The 18,296-nt window shown below is 62.9% G+C and carries 9 protein-coding genes; all 9 read right to left on the bottom strand.

The annotated features are described in order from the left end of the window. Nucleotides 1–175: 175 nt before the first annotated feature. Nucleotides 176–1,843 (bottom strand): formate--tetrahydrofolate ligase, encoded by a 1,668-nt coding sequence (locus tag LK493_RS00940; protein ID WP_117655592.1) that lies wholly within the window; start codon nucleotides 1,841–1,843, stop codon nucleotides 176–178. A gap of 144 nt (nucleotides 1,844–1,987) precedes the next feature. Continuing rightward, entirely contained in the window at nucleotides 1,988–3,055 is a 1,068-nt protein-coding gene (gene ruvB / locus LK493_RS00935) for a Holliday junction branch migration DNA helicase RuvB (protein ID WP_227789806.1), read from the bottom strand. Next, nucleotides 3,055–3,675 carry a Holliday junction branch migration protein RuvA gene (gene ruvA / locus LK493_RS00930; RefSeq protein ID WP_195621073.1) on the bottom strand — a complete coding sequence of 207 codons (621 nt, stop codon included), beginning with the start codon at nucleotides 3,673–3,675 and terminating at the stop codon, nucleotides 3,055–3,057. The genes ruvB and ruvA overlap by 1 nt, the downstream gene beginning before the upstream one ends. Continuing rightward, on the bottom strand, nucleotides 3,675–4,196 hold the full coding sequence (gene ruvC / locus LK493_RS00925) for a crossover junction endodeoxyribonuclease RuvC (protein WP_118405685.1): 522 nt from the start codon (nucleotides 4,194–4,196) through the stop codon (nucleotides 3,675–3,677). The genes ruvA and ruvC overlap by 1 nt, the downstream gene beginning before the upstream one ends. Nucleotides 4,197–4,333: 137 nt before the next feature. After that, nucleotides 4,334–6,319: an NAD(+) synthetase gene (locus LK493_RS00920; protein ID WP_227789805.1), complete on the bottom strand. Its 1,986-nt coding sequence runs from the start codon at nucleotides 6,317–6,319 to the stop codon at nucleotides 4,334–4,336. A 117-nt stretch (nucleotides 6,320–6,436) separates the two neighbouring features. Next, nucleotides 6,437–6,799: a desulfoferrodoxin family protein gene (locus tag LK493_RS00915; protein ID WP_089572163.1), complete on the bottom strand. Its 363-nt coding sequence runs from the start codon at nucleotides 6,797–6,799 to the stop codon at nucleotides 6,437–6,439. Nucleotides 6,800–6,949: 150 nt separating this feature from the next. Next, on the bottom strand, nucleotides 6,950–10,423 hold the full coding sequence (locus tag LK493_RS00910; protein ID WP_227789804.1) for a DEAD/DEAH box helicase: 3,474 nt from the start codon (nucleotides 10,421–10,423) through the stop codon (nucleotides 6,950–6,952). Nucleotides 10,424–10,585: 162 nt separating this feature from the next. Next, nucleotides 10,586–14,389 carry a DNA polymerase III subunit alpha gene (dnaE, locus tag LK493_RS00905; protein ID WP_117637344.1) on the bottom strand — a complete coding sequence of 1,268 codons (3,804 nt, stop codon included), beginning with the start codon at nucleotides 14,387–14,389 and terminating at the stop codon, nucleotides 10,586–10,588. Between the two features lie 272 nt (nucleotides 14,390–14,661). Continuing rightward, a complete protein-coding gene (locus LK493_RS00900) occupies nucleotides 14,662–18,294 on the bottom strand; it encodes a UvrD-helicase domain-containing protein (protein WP_227789803.1) in 3,633 nt (1,210 codons plus the stop codon). Nucleotides 18,295–18,296: the final 2 nt, after the last annotated feature.

Below are 18,296 nucleotides of genomic sequence, written 5' to 3'. Positions count from 1 at the left end.
CGATTCCTTTCCGTCGCGCGTGAGCCTCAAGTTATCCATGCATTCTACCCGCGCAAAAGCCTATGATGGGCAGAGTCCGTCGGTATCTACAAGACATGCGCGGGCCTAAGGATCAAAAAGCCCCGCCGGGCCTTGTGGGCACGGCGGGGCGGACAAGCAGCTATGGACAGCAGACTTAGAACAGGCCGGTGATGTTGCCGTCGTTGTCGACGTCGATGTTCTCGGCCGCGGGCACCTTGGGCAGACCCGGCATGGTCAGAACGCTGCCGGTCAGCGCGACCACAAAGTGGGCACCGGCGGAAACCTTGAGCTCACGCACCGTGATGCGGAAGTTCTCGGGAGCGCCCAGGGCCTTGGCGTTGTCGCTAAAGCTGTACTGCGTCTTGGCGACGCACACCGGCAGGTTGCCAAAGCCGTTCTCGCGCAGCTCGGCGAGCTGGCGCTTGGCGGCCGGCGTAAAGTCAACGCCGTCGGCGCGGTAGACCTTGGTGGCAACGGCCTCGAGGGCATCAGCGACATCAGCGCCGTCCTCATAGGCAAACTTGAGCTCGCTCGGCTGCTCAATCAGACGCATGACCTCATCGGCAAGCTCGAGCGCGCCCTCGCCGCCCTTGGCCCAGACCTCGGAAAGCTTAACGTTGACGCCGAGCTTCTGGCACTCGGACTCAATGAGCGCAAGCTCGGCCTCGGTGTCCGTCGGGAAGCGGTTGATGGCGACCACGCAGGGCAGACCATATACGTTCTGGATGTTGTCGACGTGACGCAGCAGGTTGGGCATGCCAGCCTTGAGTGCCTCGAGGTTCTCCTCGTTGAGATCGGCCTTGGCGACGCCACCGTTGTACTTCAGCGCGCGGGCAGTGGCGACGACCACGACGGCGCTGGGGCGAACGCCCGTCATGCGGCACTTGATGTCGAGGAACTTCTCGGCACCCAGATCGGCACCAAAGCCGGCCTCGGTAATGGCAACATCGCCAAAGCGCATCGCCATACGCGTGGCCATGATAGAGTTACAGCCGTGGGCAATGTTGGCGAAGGGACCGCCGTGGACAAACGCGGGCGTGCCCTCGAGCGTTTGCACCAGGTTGGGCTTGAGCGCGTCCTTAAGCAACGCGGCCATGGCACCCTGGGCCTTGAGGTCGCGGGCACGGACGGGCTCGCCGGCATAGCTGTAGCCGACAACGATCTCGCCCAAGCGCTCCTTAAGATCGTTGATGCTCGTGGACAGGCACAGGATTGCCATGACCTCGGAGGCAACGGTGATATCGAAGCCGTCCTCGCGCGGCACGCCCTGGGCCTTACCGCCAATGCCGTCGATGACGTGACGCAGCTGACGGTCGTTCATATCGACGACGCGCTTCCAAGTGATGCGCTTAACGTCAATACCGAGCTGATTGCCCTGCTGGATGTGGTTATCAAGCATGGCGGCCAGCAGGTTATTGGCGGCACCGATAGCGTGGAAGTCGCCGGTAAAGTGCAGGTTGATATCCTCCATGGGGATGACCTGAGCCCAGCCGCCGCCGGCAGCACCGCCCTTAACGCCAAAGACGGGGCCGAGCGAAGGCTCGCGCAGGGCCACGGCACTCTTGACGCCGCGACGACGCAGGCCATCGGCCAGACCGATGGTCGTGGTGGTCTTGCCCTCGCCCGCAGGCGTGGGGTTGATGGCGGTCACGAGGACAAGCTTGGCCTGGTGATCAGTCGGCTCGTTGAGCAGTGAATAGTCGACCTTAGCCTTGTCGAAGCCGTACGGAATAAGGTGCTTAACGTCGACGCCGGCGTTCTTGGCCACCTCGGTAATGGGCAGCGGCGTGACAGAACGTGCGATTTCGATGTCAGTAGGCATGGGCGGTCCTTTCGTTACCGAATGAGAAAAAGACCAATTCAGCATAGCACGGGCGCGCAATAGTAAAACGCCCATAACCGATGAACGGCGATATGTTTACCCGATGCCCAGCGATAGCCCAACAGCCCGCCAAAATAAAGCGCCCTAAACGGTAGGTTCAATCCCCAGGTGCTCAAAGGTGCGAAGGGTTGCCTGACGGCCCTGCGGCGTACAAATCATCAACCCGCACTGCAGCAAATAGGGCTCATAGACATCCTCGAGCGTGCCCGGGTCCTCGCCCACCGCGCTGGCAAGGGTCGTAAGTCCCACGGCACGACCGGAGAACGTCTTGGCAAGCGTCTCCAAAATGCGAATATCCATCCAGTCCAGACCGAGCTCGTCGATCTCAAAGAACTCGAGTGCCTGACGGCAGATATCGAGCTCGATGGGGCCGTTGCCGCGCACCTGCGCATAGTCGCGCACGCGCTTGAGCAGGCGGTTGGCAAGACGTGGCGTGCCGCGCGAACGCGAGCCGATCTCGAGTGCACTGGGGTGGTCGATCGTCACGCCCAGGATGGTTGCCGAACGCGTCACAATCTGGGCGAGCTCCTCGACCGTGTAGTAATCCAGGCGATATGAAATGCCAAAGCGGTCGCGCAACGGGCCGGTCAACATGCCCGAGCGGGTCGTTGCCGCTACCAGCGTAAACTTGGGGATATCCAGGCGAATCGAGCGCGCCGCCGGACCCTTGCCAATCACGATATCGAGGGCAAAGTCCTCCATCGCGGGGTACAGGACCTCCTCGACCGAACGGTTAAGGCGGTGGATCTCGTCGATAAACAGCACATCACCCGGCTGCAAGTTAGTAAGGATGGCCGCCAGGTCGCCGGTGCGCGCGATGGCCGGACCACTCGTCGTCTTGATCTGAGCGCCCAGCTCGTTGGCGATAACGGTGGCCAGCGTGGTCTTGCCCAGGCCCGGAGGACCCGAGAAGATCACGTGGTCGAGCGTCTCGCCGCGGCTCTGCGCTGCCTCGATGAGCACGCGAAGGCTCTGCTTGATATGCTCCTGACCGCAGTAGTCATCCAAGCGCTGGGGGCGCAAAGTGCGGTCGACATCGAGGTCCTCGGCCGTCAGCTCCGAGCCCACCATGCGCTCGCCGTGCGCCATGGATGCCGCCGGCGAGTTGCCGGGCGTCGCCCACAGGTCCTGAGAGTCATCGGCTTCCCACATCACGCATCCATTCCGAGTCGCTTAAGCGCCGCGCCGAGCAGATCCTCGACACGCATATCCTGCCCATCATACCCGCTCAGGGCAACATCGGTCTCCCGCGGGCTAAAGCCCATGGAAAGGAGTGCCGCACGGGCATCATCAATCGCCGAAGGAGCGGCGGCGGGAACCGGCATCGCAACCTGGCCGGGAATCACGTCGACCGGCACAAAGCCCTTATCCTTGGCAAAGGTGCTCTTGAGTTCCAGGATCAGGCGCTGAGCTGTCTTTTTGCCCACACCGGGTACCTTGGACATGCCCTTGTCGTCCTCGGCCATCACCAGCGAATACAGCTGCCCCACGGTATAGGTGGAAAGCACGGCGAGCGCCAAGCGCGGGCCAACGCCCGAGACGGACACGAGCCGGTCGAACATCGTGCGCTCATCCTTTGAGGAAAAACCGAAAAGTGTCATGGCGTCCTCGCGCACCTGCATACGCGTGTAGAGGCGGACCTCGCCGCCGGGCGTCGGCAACGTGGCCGCAGTGCTGCCCGAGATGCCGAGCTCAAAGCCAACGCCCGACACATCGACGACAGCAGAACTCATCGTGGACTCGACAAGCGTTCCGTGGAGCTGGGAAATCATCAGTATCCGGTTCCTCTCTGTTGATAGAACTCGCCACCGGTGAGGGCGCGGGTGCGGCTGAGGTTTACGTGGCATATGGCGCAAGCCAGGGCATCGGCGGCATGGTCGGGATGCGGGTCGTGGTCGAGCTGCGTGAGCGTGCGTACCATGTAGGCGACCTGCCGCTTGTCCGCGGCGCCGGTGCCCACCACAGCCTGTTTGATCTGCATGGGCGTGTACTCGCCAATCTCGAGCGCGCACTCCGAAAGCGCCACGAGCGCAGCACCGCGGGCATGCGCCGTGGGGATGGCCGAACGAACGTTGGCGCCAAAGTAGATGCTCTCGACAGCAGCCGTGTCGGGTCGATAACGCTCGACGACATCCTTGAGGTCGCGGGCGATATGCGACAGGCGCACCGCGAGCGGACTTCCGGCACTGGTCTCGATGCAGCCATAGGCACGGCAGCGAACCTCGCCACGCCGCTCCTCGATAATTCCCCAACCCGTATGAGCCAAACCGGGGTCAATGCCCAAGATAACCAAGCCAACCTCCCCTCGCCACAAGCACAACGCAAGACAAGGCCCCGCGCATCATTCACGAACGTCTGTTCTAGAATAACACAACGGGGCCAAGATGCTCAGTTGAAGTGTCGGGGTTGGAAGCGAATCCTATCCCATAGTTAGTTCTGCGAGAAAAAGGGGAACTGCCTCGGATCCACCGGCGGATGCGGCATCGGCGTGCCCTGGGGTCCACCCTGCGGGCCACCCTGGCCGCCCATCATCTTATCGATGGCGTCCTGAACCTCGCCCTCGAACTTTTTCATGCCCTCGTGCAAACGACGCTGACCGTCCTCAGAGCGCAGCTCCTCCATCTGCTCGGGCGAAATACCCAGCAGCTCACCCAAAATGCCCATCATCTCACCGCGCATACGGTCACTCGTATCGTCGTCGGCAAAGCGACGCACCTCGGCGCGCGCCAGCGAATCAACCGTCATGCGCTCCTTGCCGTTGAGCCCCAGATCGGACCACGCAAGCATGTACGGCCAGGCGCGCTCGGCAAACGAACGGGCAGAGACGATCGGCGCCATCGGCAACATGCGGCGGGCAGCCTCACCCTGACGCACGAGCATCAGCAGCAGCGAGCAGGCCTCAGGCTTGCCAGCGGCCATCGGGATGTCGTCGAAAGATCGATTGCGGTCCACGTGCGACTCGAGCGCACCATCGACCTCACCCGGCTCGAGCCCGCCGAGCAGCTGTGCCGCGCGGTCGAGCATATCGACCGGACCGTCGAGCGTCGAGAGCGCCTGCGCCAGCACTCGCTCCATACAATCTTCCACCGCGTTGAGCGTCACGAGCTCTTGGGGCACCACGGCAGACGTGCGGTTGCGCACGCGCGCCACAAACTCAAGCGTCGACAGGTACACATCGCCAAAGGGCGCGTAATCACCCTGGTAGCCGCCGCAAAGCGCCGGCGCCGCCAGCGCGTACTCGGTTTTGGACAGCGGACTCAACGCCATCGCACCCAGCTCGAGCGCCGTGTCCTCCAGCATGAGGCCCAGCGTGCGAGAGCGCAGGCGCTCGGCGTCGCCCGCCGACACATCGCGGTCGAGCACGCGCGCGGCATCCGGCGCATCGCGCTCAACCGTGCGAATATGCAGGCGCTCGGCAATGGCGCGAACGGCGGCACAGCGAGCAGCCTCGGCCTCCTCCTGCGCCGGCGTAAAGATGCGGTTGCGCCCCAGCACCAGGCCAATCACGTTACGTGGGCCCAGAGCGTCGACGGCCAGCGCCGCCAGCAGGGACGACGGCAAGTCGCCCTCGAGTGCCACCACGGCGCGCGACGCACCGTGGGCCCGGGCGTTGTCGCGCACGGCGAGCACCAGCGCCCGCCACAGCCACTCCTCGGAACGGAACTCGGGCAGTTCGTGATCTTCCAGGGCATCGAGCATCACGCCGCGCTGAATCTCCTGAACCAGCAGGCTCTCCTCAAAACACGGCGCTTGGGCCACCACGCGACCGCAGTCGTCGAGCACAAACGAACCGCCGGTATACACCGACTCGTCATAGGCACCGACCGGCGCCATACAGGCAAACCACACGCTGCGCTTGGATGCGATCTTGCGGTAGGCGCCGCTGCGAACGGCGGCAATGGCGGCAGTCTCGCGGTCGGTCATGTCAAACGCATTGAATTGGAAATACGCAATGAGGTCAACACCGGTCGGCAACATCTCGAGTTCGCGGTCCAAGTCAAAAATCACGGCGATGCGCACGCCGTCCACGTCGAACACCGGCGGCGCCCAACGCGTGTCGTTGTTCTCGCCACGCTGCAGGGCAATGCTCGAACGCGCCGGCACCACATGACCGTCCTTGAGCATCATGTAGTCGAGCAGCGGCTGACCCTCAAACGAAACCGCCGCGGGCACGATGCAGATCATGTCAAGCTCCTGGATGCGCTCGGCGACACCAGTCAAGCCGGCAAGCATGTCGTGCTCAAAGTCGGCAGCGCCCACCAGGCCACCGGGCATGGCGCCCATAAAGAGCGGAGCCGGAACGCACAGCACGCGCGCCCCGCGCTCGTGGGCCAGACGAGCCTGGTCCTCGATGCGGCCGCAAATGCCCTCAATATCACCCAGGCGCATATCGATCTGTGCAAGCGCGAGCTTCATGGCTCAGCCCTTTCCGTCGTAAACCATCGAAATCGTAGTAAAAGCGCCGGCCGCATGATGCAGTCGGCGCTCGCATGTGCATATGCTAGCTATGATACCCCGAGCGGGGGCGCGCTCCTAGAACGTCGCGGACCACAGCCCGTGCAGGTTGCAGTAGGCATAGACGGTACCGGTCTTGGAACCGCCGGCAAAAAACGTCGCGGGCTTCATGCCGGGCTCAAGGTAATGGACCTCTAAGCGGCCCTCGGCCTCAAGGGCGATCCACTCAATATAGTGCTCGGGCAGGCTGGGGTGCTCGACCGAGCCAACGCGTGCGCGAATCACGTGACCGTCGCGCTCGGTCTCGACAACAGGCACATGCTTCTCGTGCGCCGCGTCCTCAGTGTTTGCGGTCAGTTCCGTGCAACCGGCAGGGGTTGCAACGTCGTTGCCAAGGGCGGCAATGAGCTTACCGTCGGGGTCCTTAAAGAATTTCGCCATGATGTTCTCCTTTGCTGACGTGCCAATGTTCTTGATGGTTCTTATGCCCAAAGGCAGACAAACCATCCACGGCATTGCAAATGAACACATAACGGGCGGGGACGATGGGGCAGCGTGCGCTATCCGCCCTGGCGGCCCCACCCGAGCGGGTTAGCGCCCGTCGCCGCCCAGCAGCGCCAGAACATCTTCGCGGGTAAACAGCGCCGACGAGATGCCGTCGCCGCCGAGCACGCTGTTGACCAGGTCGCGCTTGGACTCCTGCATCTGCATAATGCGCTCCTCGATCGTGTCCTTGGCGATGAGCTTGTACACGGTCACGGTATGTTGCTGGCCAATACGGTGCGCGCGGTCGGTCGCCTGGTCCTGCGCTGCCACGTTCCACCACGGGTCGTAGTGGATGACCACGTCGGCCGCCGTCAGGTTAAGGCCCACGCCGCCCGCCTTGAGCGAAATCAAAAAGACCGGAACCTCGCCCGCTTGGAACTGCGCGACCATCTTGGCGCGGCTCTCCTTAGACGAAGCGCCCGTGAGCTTAAGGAAGGCGATGTCCTCCTTGGCCAAGCGCTTACCGATGATATCGAGCATACCCGTAAACTGGCTGAACAGCAGAATGTGGTGCCCGCCGTCGAGCGCACCGTGCACGAGCTCCATGCAAGCGTCAAGCTTGGCGCTCCCCGCCTTGTAATCCTCGTAGTGTAGACGCGGGTCGCAGCAGATCTGGCGCAGCTTGGTGAGCTCGGCGAGCACCTTGAGCTTGTCTTTTTTAAACTCGGATGCCTCGCGGTGCTGCACCTGTTGGGCGATGCGGTCCTGGTTGGCCAGGTAGAGCTTGCGCTGCTCGCCGGCGAGCTGAGCCACGACGGTGTCCTCGATCTTTTCGGGCAGATCGGCCACCACGTCCTCCTTGACACGGCGCAGCACAAACGGCGACACGAGCGCCTGCAGGCGAGCGGCGCTATCGCCCTCGGCATGCTCGACGGGGCTCTCAAAGCGCTTGGCAAACGACTCACGCGTGCCGAGCAGGCCCGGCATCAAAAAGTCGAAAATGCTCCAGAGCTCGGACAGGCGGTTTTCGATGGGCGTGCCCGTCAGGGCAAAGCGCACGCCGGCCGGCAGGCACTTGGCGGCGCGCGCTACCTGCGTGAGCGGATTTTTAATGTACTGTGCCTCATCGAGCACCACGCGGGCAAAATCCTGCTCGACGTACTCGTCGATATCGCGCCGCATAAGGTCATACGACGTCACGACCACGCTATGCTCGGCCACGCCGGCGATCTGCACGCGGCGTTGAGCCTTGGCGCCCACAATGGCGCACACATCGAGCGACGGGGCAAAGCGCTCCAGCTCGGCAGTCCAGTTGTACACGAGTGAGGCCGGGCATACCACGAGCGTGGGCTTGGTGTCCCCCGCCTCCACGCGCGCCAGAATATGCGCAATCATCTGGAGCGTTTTGCCCAGGCCCATGTCGTCGGCCAAGATGCCGCCAAGGCCCAGGTGTTCGAGCGAGCCGAGCCACTGGTATCCGTCGACCTGATAGCCGCGCAGTGTGGCCTTGAGCGAGACCGGCACCGTAAAGTCCATCTTGCCGAGCGTGTCCAGACGCTCGACGGTACGGCGGAACGCAGCGTCGCGATCGGCCTCAAGCGCCGGCGTGCGCGCAAGCATGCTATCGACGAACAGGGTACTCGACGCGGGGAGCGACACGCCGTCGAGCAGGTCGACAGCATCGACACCCAGGTCCTCGGCAAGGCCAAACGCGGCGCGGGCGCCCTCGTCCAGGCGAATGATGTCGCCGGACGTAAGGCGCGCAAACGTCTGGTGGCGCTTGTACGAGTCCAGATAGATGGCAAGGTCGGCCGCCGAAAGACCGCTCGCGCCCAATTCAACATCGAGCAGGTTGCTCTTGACGGTCGCACGCACCGAAAGCTTGGGCGCAGGGCGTACCGAGATCTGGCGCAGGCGATCGCTGAGCATGACCTCGCCCAGCTCGGACAGGGCAGACAGGCCCTCGGTCAGCAAGTGGAACAGGCTCTCGTCATCGCGTTCCTCAAACGCCAGGCCGCCCTCGTAAAAGTCGAAATACAGGGCCGCCGTATCCATAACGCGAAACTCTGCTACCTCGTCGCGGGGCGGCACGCCGGGGCGTTGCTCTTCGAAGAGACTGCCCGGAGCGCCCAGGCTAAAGAGATCTGCCGACCAGTCGCCGTAGGTAACCGTAATTTTGCAGGTCACAAGCCCATCGTCGACGCCGATCGCCATAGCAAAGCTCGGCTCGGGCGCCACGGTATCGAGCGCGGCGGGCGCGGTAAGGTCGGTGTAGTCGCGCAAAATGGGCAGCGCCATACGACAGAACTCCCCCACCTGGTCGGCAGCGATATGGACCGGCGTGCGACAGGGCAGCAAGCGCGATAGAAACGGCGCCGCATGCTGGGCAAACGCTACATCGGTGCGGCGCGCACGGCGGGTGTCGACCAGATAGGCAACGTCGCCCGAAGCAAAGCAGTATGCATCGACCGGCAGGCGCAGATCGTAGCTGCCGCCAGCCGCCGGCGCGATTTTGGCGGCAAGGAGCGGTGGGCGCTTAGACAGCGCCTCGTCCTCCCCTTCCGGAGGCATCTCAACCGCCACGTCATAGGTGCGATGCGTCGTCGCCCCCCGCGACCAAGCGGGCTCAAAGGAGATGGTCTGGCCGCGCAGCAGGTCCAGCACATATACGATGCTATGCTCGGACAGCGGCAACTGACGCTCGGCGACAAAACCGCTGCGGGCAAAGTCGTACGACGCCGAACGCGAGCTTGTGATGTCATCGAGATAGGCAACTGTCGTCACAACAAGGTTGAGCAGCTTTGTCGACACGTCTTCGAAGGCTTCGGGCGTATGGGCAAACGTGAGCTTCTTGCCGTACGAGAAGGTGCCGCCTCGGACATAGGCGTCGGCCATGCCGTCGATATCCTTGACCACGTAGGACACCGAACCGCAGCGAATGCGAAACTCGAGCGCCCAGTTAAAGCGATCGGCAAACAGCGGATTGTAGTACGGCACCAGCGAGGGCTCCAGCACCGCTTTGGGCGCATCGGGGTCAATGGTGCCGGCGAGCTTGCGACGCATGGCCGCGAGCTCGTCCATGCGCGCGTCCGAAAGATCGGAAAGCGCCGCCACAAGGCTCGGGCTCGTGGGGACGGGCGCAGGGAAGGGAAAGTTGGGGTTGACCGAAGATGCGCTAGGCGCGGGGCGTGCGGACTGTTTGGATTGTGCGGGCGGTGCCGTAAACGTGCGGACCGGCGTACGCAGGCCCTCGACAGGCTCGGCGCCACTGGCATCCAGATACGCCAACGCCGTGGCGATGGCGTGCTTGCACATGCCGGAATAGCGGAAGGCAGCGGGGCAATCGCAGTCGTAGTCAATAACCTCGTGCTCGTCCATATCGAGCGCCACGTGCGTCTTGTACAGGTCGCCGCGCGAGCCACGCACCGTGCCCTCGATGTTCACGTTTTTGGAGAAGCGCGAGCCGGAGTCCTCAAACGACAGCACGGCACCGTTGAGCATGAGCGAGCGCCCCTTCATAAAGGTGCTGCTAAGCGCCGCCTCCTTACGAAGCGCCTGCACAAACGTCCCCTGCGCCATCACTTCCTCCAATCTCACCCGGGGTAGCTAATTTGGGACGGGGCTATTTTAGCTACCCCCATATGTCGGTTGAGATGCATTCCGACCCCGACTCATTCGCCGTCAGTCAAAGGGTAGCTAAAATAGCCCCGTCCCAAATTAGCTACCCCGCCAACGCCGTCCTTAAATTACCGTCACTCTGCCTTGGTTACCCACAATCGCCTTTGCCTCTGCCAGCAGCGGAATCGAGCGTGCGTTGACCTTGGCCGGCACCTCGGCACGCAGTACGCGCCCGTCCACCTGCTCGATAAAGATCTCCACGCGGTCGCCGCCCGGGTTTGCGGTAAGCACCGTGGCAAGACGCGCCATATTGCCCTGGCTAAAGCGGCTGTTGGGCACCATGACCTCAAACACCTTGGGCTTGTTGTTCTCCTCGTTAAGCTCAAGCGGCACGATCTCCTGCGCGATGATCTGGTCGCCGCGGTCCGAACGCTCGAGCTTGCCCTTAATGCGAACAAACGCATCAGACAGCTGCGCACCGGTCTCGGGATCGACCTCGCCGTACAGGTATCCCTCGGCCTCTTTGTAGGTCTTGGGGAACACCACGACCGTGGCTTCGCCTTCCATGTCCTCGAGCTGCACAATACCCATGGGGTCGCCGTTTTTGGTCACGCGCTTGGACACGCTCGAGACCATGCCGGCCCACCACAGCGCCTTGCCCTCGGGAATCTCCTGGTTGATGGTACCGCCCGTGGGGTTTTGCACCTCGTAGCCGGTATCGATCTGCGAGAACGAGAAGTCGCGTGCCTTGGCTAGTGCATACTCAAACGGGCGCAGCGGGTGGTCCGAGACATAGATGCCCAGAACCTCCTTCTCCTGGCTCAACTTAAGGTGGCGGTCCCACTCCTGGCCATCCGGATCGGGCACGCTCACCTCAAAGCCCGAGCCCTCAACGTCGCCAAACATATCGAAGAACGACGTCTGGCCGCTCGCGCGATCTTTCTGGCGCTTTACCGCTGCATCGATGATGTTCTCGGGGTTGTTCTTGTCCACGAAGTGCATCATCTGGCGACGCGGATACCCCGTGGAGTCGAAAGCACCTGCCTTGATGAGCGATTCGATCACGCGACGGTTGGCCTGGCTCGAGTCCACGCGCTCGACAAAGTCGTGCAGTGTCTTAAACGGGCCGCCCGCCTCGCGCTCGGCGATAATCGCCTGCGCCACGCCGGTGCCCACGCCGCGAATGCCGGCCAAACCAAAGCGCACGCCTTCCTTGGTAGCCGTGAACTCGGTACCGGACTCGTTAACATCTGGCGACAGCACGGGGATGCCGTCGTGACGGCACGCCGAGACGTAGTGAACGATCTTGTCGGTCTTGCCCGTGTAGGACGTCAGAACGGCCGCCATGTACTCGTGCGGATAGTGCGCCTTAAGCCATGCCGTCTGCATAACCAGGATGGCGTAGCCGGCGGAGTGCGACTTGTTAAAGGCGTAAGATGCGAACTCGAGAACATCGTCCCAAATCTTCTGGGCGACCTCGCGCGTGTAGTTGTTCTTGATAGCGCCGTTCATCCAGTGGTCGTAGGTGGTCTCGTCCGAGCCATCCTCCCAGTGGAGCACCGTCGAGGTGAGCAGCTTGATCTTTTTCTTAGCCACGGGCTTACGGATACGCGAGTCCGATTCGCCCTTGGAGAAGCCGCACATCTCGACGGAGATGAGCATAACCTGCTCCTGGTAGACCATGGTGCCGTAGGTTTCGCCCAGGATGTCGTCCAGACGGTCGTCATAGGAGACGGCCGGCTCTTTGCCGTTCATACGGTTGATATAGGACGAAACCATGCCGGCGCCCAGAGGGCCCGGGCGGTACAGGGCAATCAATGCCACGACGTGCTTGTACTCGGTGGGCTTCATGTTCTTGATCGTGGCCGTCATGCCGGCGGACTCGACCTGGAAGACGCCGGCGGTGTGGCCGGAGCCCATGAGCTTAAAGATCTCGGGGTCGTCAAAGGGAATCTCTTCCTCTTTGATGTCGATGCCGAAGTTCTTTTTGATGTTGGCCTTGGCCTTGGAGATAACCGTCAGCGTACGCAGGCCCAGGAAGTCCATCTTGAGCAGGCCCATGTCGGCAACGGTATGGCCCTCGTACTGGGTAATCTCGACGCCGCCCTTGGTATCGAGCTTGGTGGGCACGTGCTCGTTGACGGGGTCGCGGCAAATCAGAACGGCGCACGCGTGCACGCCCTCGCCACGGGTAAGGCCCTCGATCGAGAGCGCCGTGTCGATGATGCGGCGGGCGTCGTCGTCCTTTTTATAGGCCTCGGCAAAGTCGGGGTTAAACAGATCCTCTTTGCCGGGTTGTTTTTCGAGTACCTGCTTGAGCTTGACCTTGGGGTCGCTCGAGACCATCTTGGACAGACGCTGGCCCATGTAGACCGGGTAGTCCAGGACGCGCGCGGCGTCGTTGATGGCCTGCTTGGCCTTGATGGTCGAGTAGGTGATGACGTGGGTGACCTTCTCGGGACCGTAGAGCTGGCGAACGTGCTCCACGACCTCGAGGCGCCGCTCATCGTCGAAGTCCATATCGATATCGGGCATCTCGGTACGCTGCGGGGACAGGAACCTCTCGAACATCAGGCCGTTCTCGAGCGGGTCGAACGCGGTGATGTTCATGGCGTAGGCGACGATAGCGCCGGCGGCAGAACCACGGCCGGGGCCGACGCCGATGCCGTTGTCCTTGGCCCATTGCACGTACTCGGCAACGATGAGGAAGTAGGCGGCAAAGCCCTTGTCACAGATGACCTTGTATTCGTACTCAAAGCGCTCTTTGATGTTGACGCCACCGATCTCGCGTGTGGCCCAGTCGTCGCCATAGTGCTGGCGCAGGCCCTTCTCGCACTCACGGCGGAACTGGCTCTCGTGCGTCTCACCGGGATCGAGCAACGGAAAGCGCGGCAGGATGATAGAGTCCCAGTCCAGCTCAACGTAGCACTTGTCGGCGATCTCGAGCGTGTTGTCGCAGGCCTCGGGGCAATACGGGAACATCGCCCGCATCTCCTCCTCGGTCTTCATGTAAAACTCCGAGCCGGTCATGCGCATGCGGTTGGGGTCATCGACCTTGGCGTTCATGCCAATACACATGATGACGTCCTGCACGGGCGCATCCTCGCGGCGCAGGTAGTGGAAGTCGTTGGTGGCGATGACCTTGACGCCCACCTGCTTGGCGATATCGATGAGCGTGCGGTCCATCTGCTCGTCGGTCAGGCCGTTGTCGGTGGTGATGCCATGTTCCTGGATCTCGATGTAGAAGTCGCCGGGGTCGAAGGTATCGCGGAAGGTCTCGGCCCACTTGATGGCGCCCTCCATGTCACCGCGGTCGATGTATTTGGGGATGATGCCCGCGATGCAGGCGCTCGTGCAGATCATGCCCTTGGCGTGGCGGCGTAGGTTGTCGAGCGTCACGCGCGGCTTGTAGTAAAAGCCCTGCACGGCGGCCTCGGAAACCGTCTGCATCAGGTTGACGTAGCCTTCCTGGTCTTTGGCCAGAAGGATCATGTGGTAGAGCTCGGGCTTGTGGTCGCGGGCAAGGGTCTCGTCCGGCGTAAAGTAGACCTCGCAGCCAAAGATGGGCTTGATGACCAGAGGCGGCTTGAGCTCGTCGATATTGCCCTTCTCGTCCCACATGGCCATGTCCTTCACATACTGGGCATGCTCGCGCGGGTTTTCCTCGGGGTCGGGCTCCACCAGCTCGTCGCGGCGGTCCTTTTCCAAGAAGGCCTTGTCGTGGCTCCAGGTTTTGTACTCGGGCGTGTTGTGATTGACGGCGTCGCAGGCCAGCGCCAGGTCGGGCACGCCATACATGTAGCCGTGGTCGGTAATGGCCACGGCGGGCATGCCAAGTTCAACGGCACGATTGACCATATCCTGGATACGGGTTGCGCCGTCGAGCATGGAGAAAACAGTGTGATTGTGCAGATGGACGAATGCCATGTGATGAGCTCCGATGCGGGTTCGTGTTCTGACTGAACGATTTTACCGCACGGCGCGGACGGCACCCGAACCTAGCCAAACCAACATGGGCAGTCAATTTTGGACGGGGCTATTTTGGCTACCCTTGCCCTCATCTACCCGATGATTTTTCTGGGACGGGGATTAAAAAATCATTCCGTACCTAATGATTTTTTAATCCCCGTCCCAGAAAAATCATCGCTATTGCAGTTGCGGTGGAATCGAAAAGGATTCCACCGCAAGTTATCTGAGGACTAGAAGTTGTAGGTGACTACTTGGGGCTCGGCGGGATTGACGAAGAGAGTCGGATCGGCCTGCTCCACGCGGACGAACTTGACGGTCACAGCCTCAAAGCCCGCCTTGCTCAGAACATCAGCGTAGACGCGCGCCTGCAGGGCGTGCTTCTCCTGCAGCTGGTCCGGCGTCTCGTCCGGCGTGCCGCCCGTCTTATAGTCGATGACCAGCGCGCGTGACGAATCCGCCGGGTTCGTCGCCAGTGCATCGATGGCGCCTTCGGCATATGCGCCGTAGCGAGCGATGTCCTCGTCCTCGCAGCCCAGCGAAAAGAACGGCACCTCGGCGCGAACGCACGGCCACGCGAGCAGGTCGGCACGAACCGACGACTTGAGCCAGCGCTCCAGAGCGACATCGAAGCGCTCGCGCTGTTCTGGCGTCAGGTGCCACAGGCGAGCCAGGGCGTCGGCACGCTCAGCGGGCAGCGCATCGGCACCCATCTCGATGAGCCACTGGCAGGCGGCGTGGAAGGCCGAGCCCAGCGCCATGGGATTGCCGGCGGGCTCGACAGCGGCCACGTCTGCATCCGTCATCTCCGAGCCATCCGACTCTGCATCATCGCCGGACTCGTCCATGGGCACACGCGCCTCGGCGGCACGGTCTTCTGTCTCGGCATGGAGCGCCGCAGCGATTGACGAGTAGCTATACGAGTCACGCACCGGAAACGGACAGATGCCCATGCGCACGCCCACCGCCTGGGGATACACGAGCTCAAACGCATCGGGCTCGGGGTCGGCAGGACCGGGGACGATTGTACTGGCCGAATCGTCGGCAGCATCTGCATCGGCATCGCCACGAACAAGCCTGCCCTCGGCATCCAGCGAAGCGTTGGCCTCAAACGCCTGCTCGCCAAACGTAAAGTCTGCTAGCGATATGAGCTCGTAGTCGCCCGGCTGGGAGTTGTCGAACACCAGGCGGTCGGCATCGAGCTGCGGCATGTCCAGAGCGTCCGTCGGCAAAATACGGCGCAGCACGTCGTAGGTCAGATCGGTCTCGACATCGAAGGTCGGCGCCGTCACCTTGCCACGGCTCACGCCGGCATCCATCGCCAAGATCACCAGCTCGCGCGCACGCGTCATGGCAACATAGAGCAAGCGGGCCCGTTCCTCGAGCGAAAGCTGCAGGTCGGCGTTGCGCAGGCGAGCAAATGCCTCGGCGGGAGAACCCGTCGCACAGACGTCCTCCATGAGCTCCGGCGGCAGCCACAGCGACGTGCCCTTGCCCTTAAACGCGTGCTCAAACTGCTTTTTGACGTCGTCGCCCTTCACAAAGGTACCGTCGGCAAGCTTAACGCCGTCGAAGCGTGCCGGCAGTGCCACGACCTGCGCTCCGCCCTCGACGCGACCCATCTGTGCCGCACCCGAGGACTTACGCACGCCAAAGCACTCGGCGACCGCCACGACCGGATATTCCAGACCCTTGGAGGCATGCACCGTCATGATGCGCGCCGCGCCGTCGCCTTCCTCGTTGAGGGCACCCGGGGCTTCCTTGCCCGCCAAGAAGCGGTCGAAGGCAAGCGCGATGGAACGCGGCGAGTTGCCGAACTCGGCCTCAGCCTCAGCCACGGCGTCGAGCGCCTTGAGCACGTTGGCGGCAATGGCCTTGCCCTCGGGACCACGCTGTCCCAGACGCACAAACCAGCCGGAGGCGTTGACCACGTCGCGCGCGATGGCGGCGAACGAATCGCGGCCCACGCGACGAAGCGCATACCGCAGCACCTCGCGGGCGCGCGTCACAAGCGGCAAGTCTTGCAAACCCGGCACGTCGAAATCGCTCATGATGCCCATGTCGATATTCCGGCGCGAGGTCTCCCCTGTCTCGCTATCGAGCTTGGTCGCCAGCGCCAGGAACTCCTGGGCACCGAGCGCAAACATCGGCGAGGCGAGCAGTGGCATAAGGCCCTGCGCCGTATCGGCCGGATTGGCGAGCGCGCAGACCAGGGCACGCACCGTCTGCACCTCGGCTGCCTGGGCAAAGACCGAGCCGCCTGCGATCACGCAGTCGAGCCCCTGATCGCGGAAGGCCTGGGCGTAGACGTCGGCGTTGGTCATGCGGCCCAGTAGCAGTACCATGCCGCCCTGGGGCTGGCCGGCATCGGCAAGCGCGCGGAATCGCTCGGCGATCGCGCGGGCCTTGGCCTGCGTGCGCTCCTGCGTACTGCCGCCGGCAACAAAGAGGGCCTGGCGACGCGAAGCGTCTGCCACCAGCGTGTCCTTGCGGCCGTCGCTCGCCTCAAGATCCAAAAAGCCCTGCATCAGGCCGCCGTCATCGCCGTCGAAGACGCGTGCCACGTAACGCAGCACCTCGTCATGGCTGCGGAAGTTGCGCACGAGTTTGACGAGCTCGCCGGCAGGGGCATCGGCCACGGCAGTCGCCTCGGGCGCGGCAGACGAGCCCACCTTGCGCTCCTGACGACGGAACACCTCGACCTCGGCGCCACGGAAGCGGTAGATCGACTGCTGCGCATCGCCCACGGTGCACAACGCGCGCTCCCCCGCGCCCGTCAGATAGCGAATCAAATCGACCTGCATCTGGTCGGTGTCCTGGAACTCGTCGATCATGACCATCTTAAAGCGGCCCTCGTACGCAGCACGGATGGCAGGGTAATCGCGCAGGGCCTCGTAGGCCATACGCAGCAGGTCGTTATTATCGAGGGCGGACTGGGCAGCCTTCAATGCGCGATACTCGGCCTCGACGGAACGGGCCAGACCCACCAGCGCATCGAGCGCCGGGCCACCGCAGGCAAGCACGATATTGATAAACGCATCGGCGGCCTCGGCCTTGAGCAGCTCGACCTGCTCCTTGGGGAATGCCTTGCTCGCGCGCGACATGGTGCACGACATCATGAGTCGCGCCGCATCGACCATGGTCTTGCCGCTCGCCTCGAACGCGTCGATGGCATCGAGCGCCACCTGCGCCTTCTCGGTCGCGGCCTTGCTTGCGCCCAGCGCCGCGCGATAGGCATCGGCGAGTGCAGAGGTATCGGCCTGGCCGCGCGCCACGCGCACGTCGTCCATACCGCCCGGCAACTGACTCGACAGCTCCAGCAGGTCGCGCACCAGACCCTTGATGGTCGTACCGGCGCCAAAGGAACCGCCCTCGCCCGCCATGGGATACCAGGCGTAGAGGGCCTTGAGCGATGCCGCGAGCTCGGGGGCGGCATCGGGCGCCGTTGCGCGACCCAGCACATGCTCGACAGCCTGATCCATGAGCTCGTCGGTATCGGTGAGCACTGTGAACTCGGGATCGATGCCCAGCTCCAGCGCGTGCGCGCGCAGGATACGCGAGCACATGCCGTGAATGGTCGAGATCCACGCGTCGTCGACGGTCAGTGCTTCCTCGTCCATGCCCTCGTCGATGAGCGCGCGGCGCACGCGGTCACGAATCTCGGCCGCGGCATCTTTGGTAAAGGTAATAGCGAGCACCTGGTCCAGATGCTCAACGAACGGACCGGATTCGGGAGAGAGTGCGTAGACGATGCGGCGCGTGAGGGTAAAGGTCTTGCCCGAACCGGCGCCCGCCGAGACAAACAGCGGACGGTCGAGCGTTTTGACGATCTGCAGCTGTTGCGGCATCAAAGTCGAAAGATCCATGG

Origin of the sequence: Collinsella aerofaciens (genome assembly GCF_020709435.1) — a bacterium.
Classification (GTDB): Bacteria; Actinomycetota; Coriobacteriia; order Coriobacteriales; family Coriobacteriaceae; genus Collinsella; species Collinsella aerofaciens_AU.
This window is presented reverse-complemented; position numbering and strand designations above follow the sequence as displayed.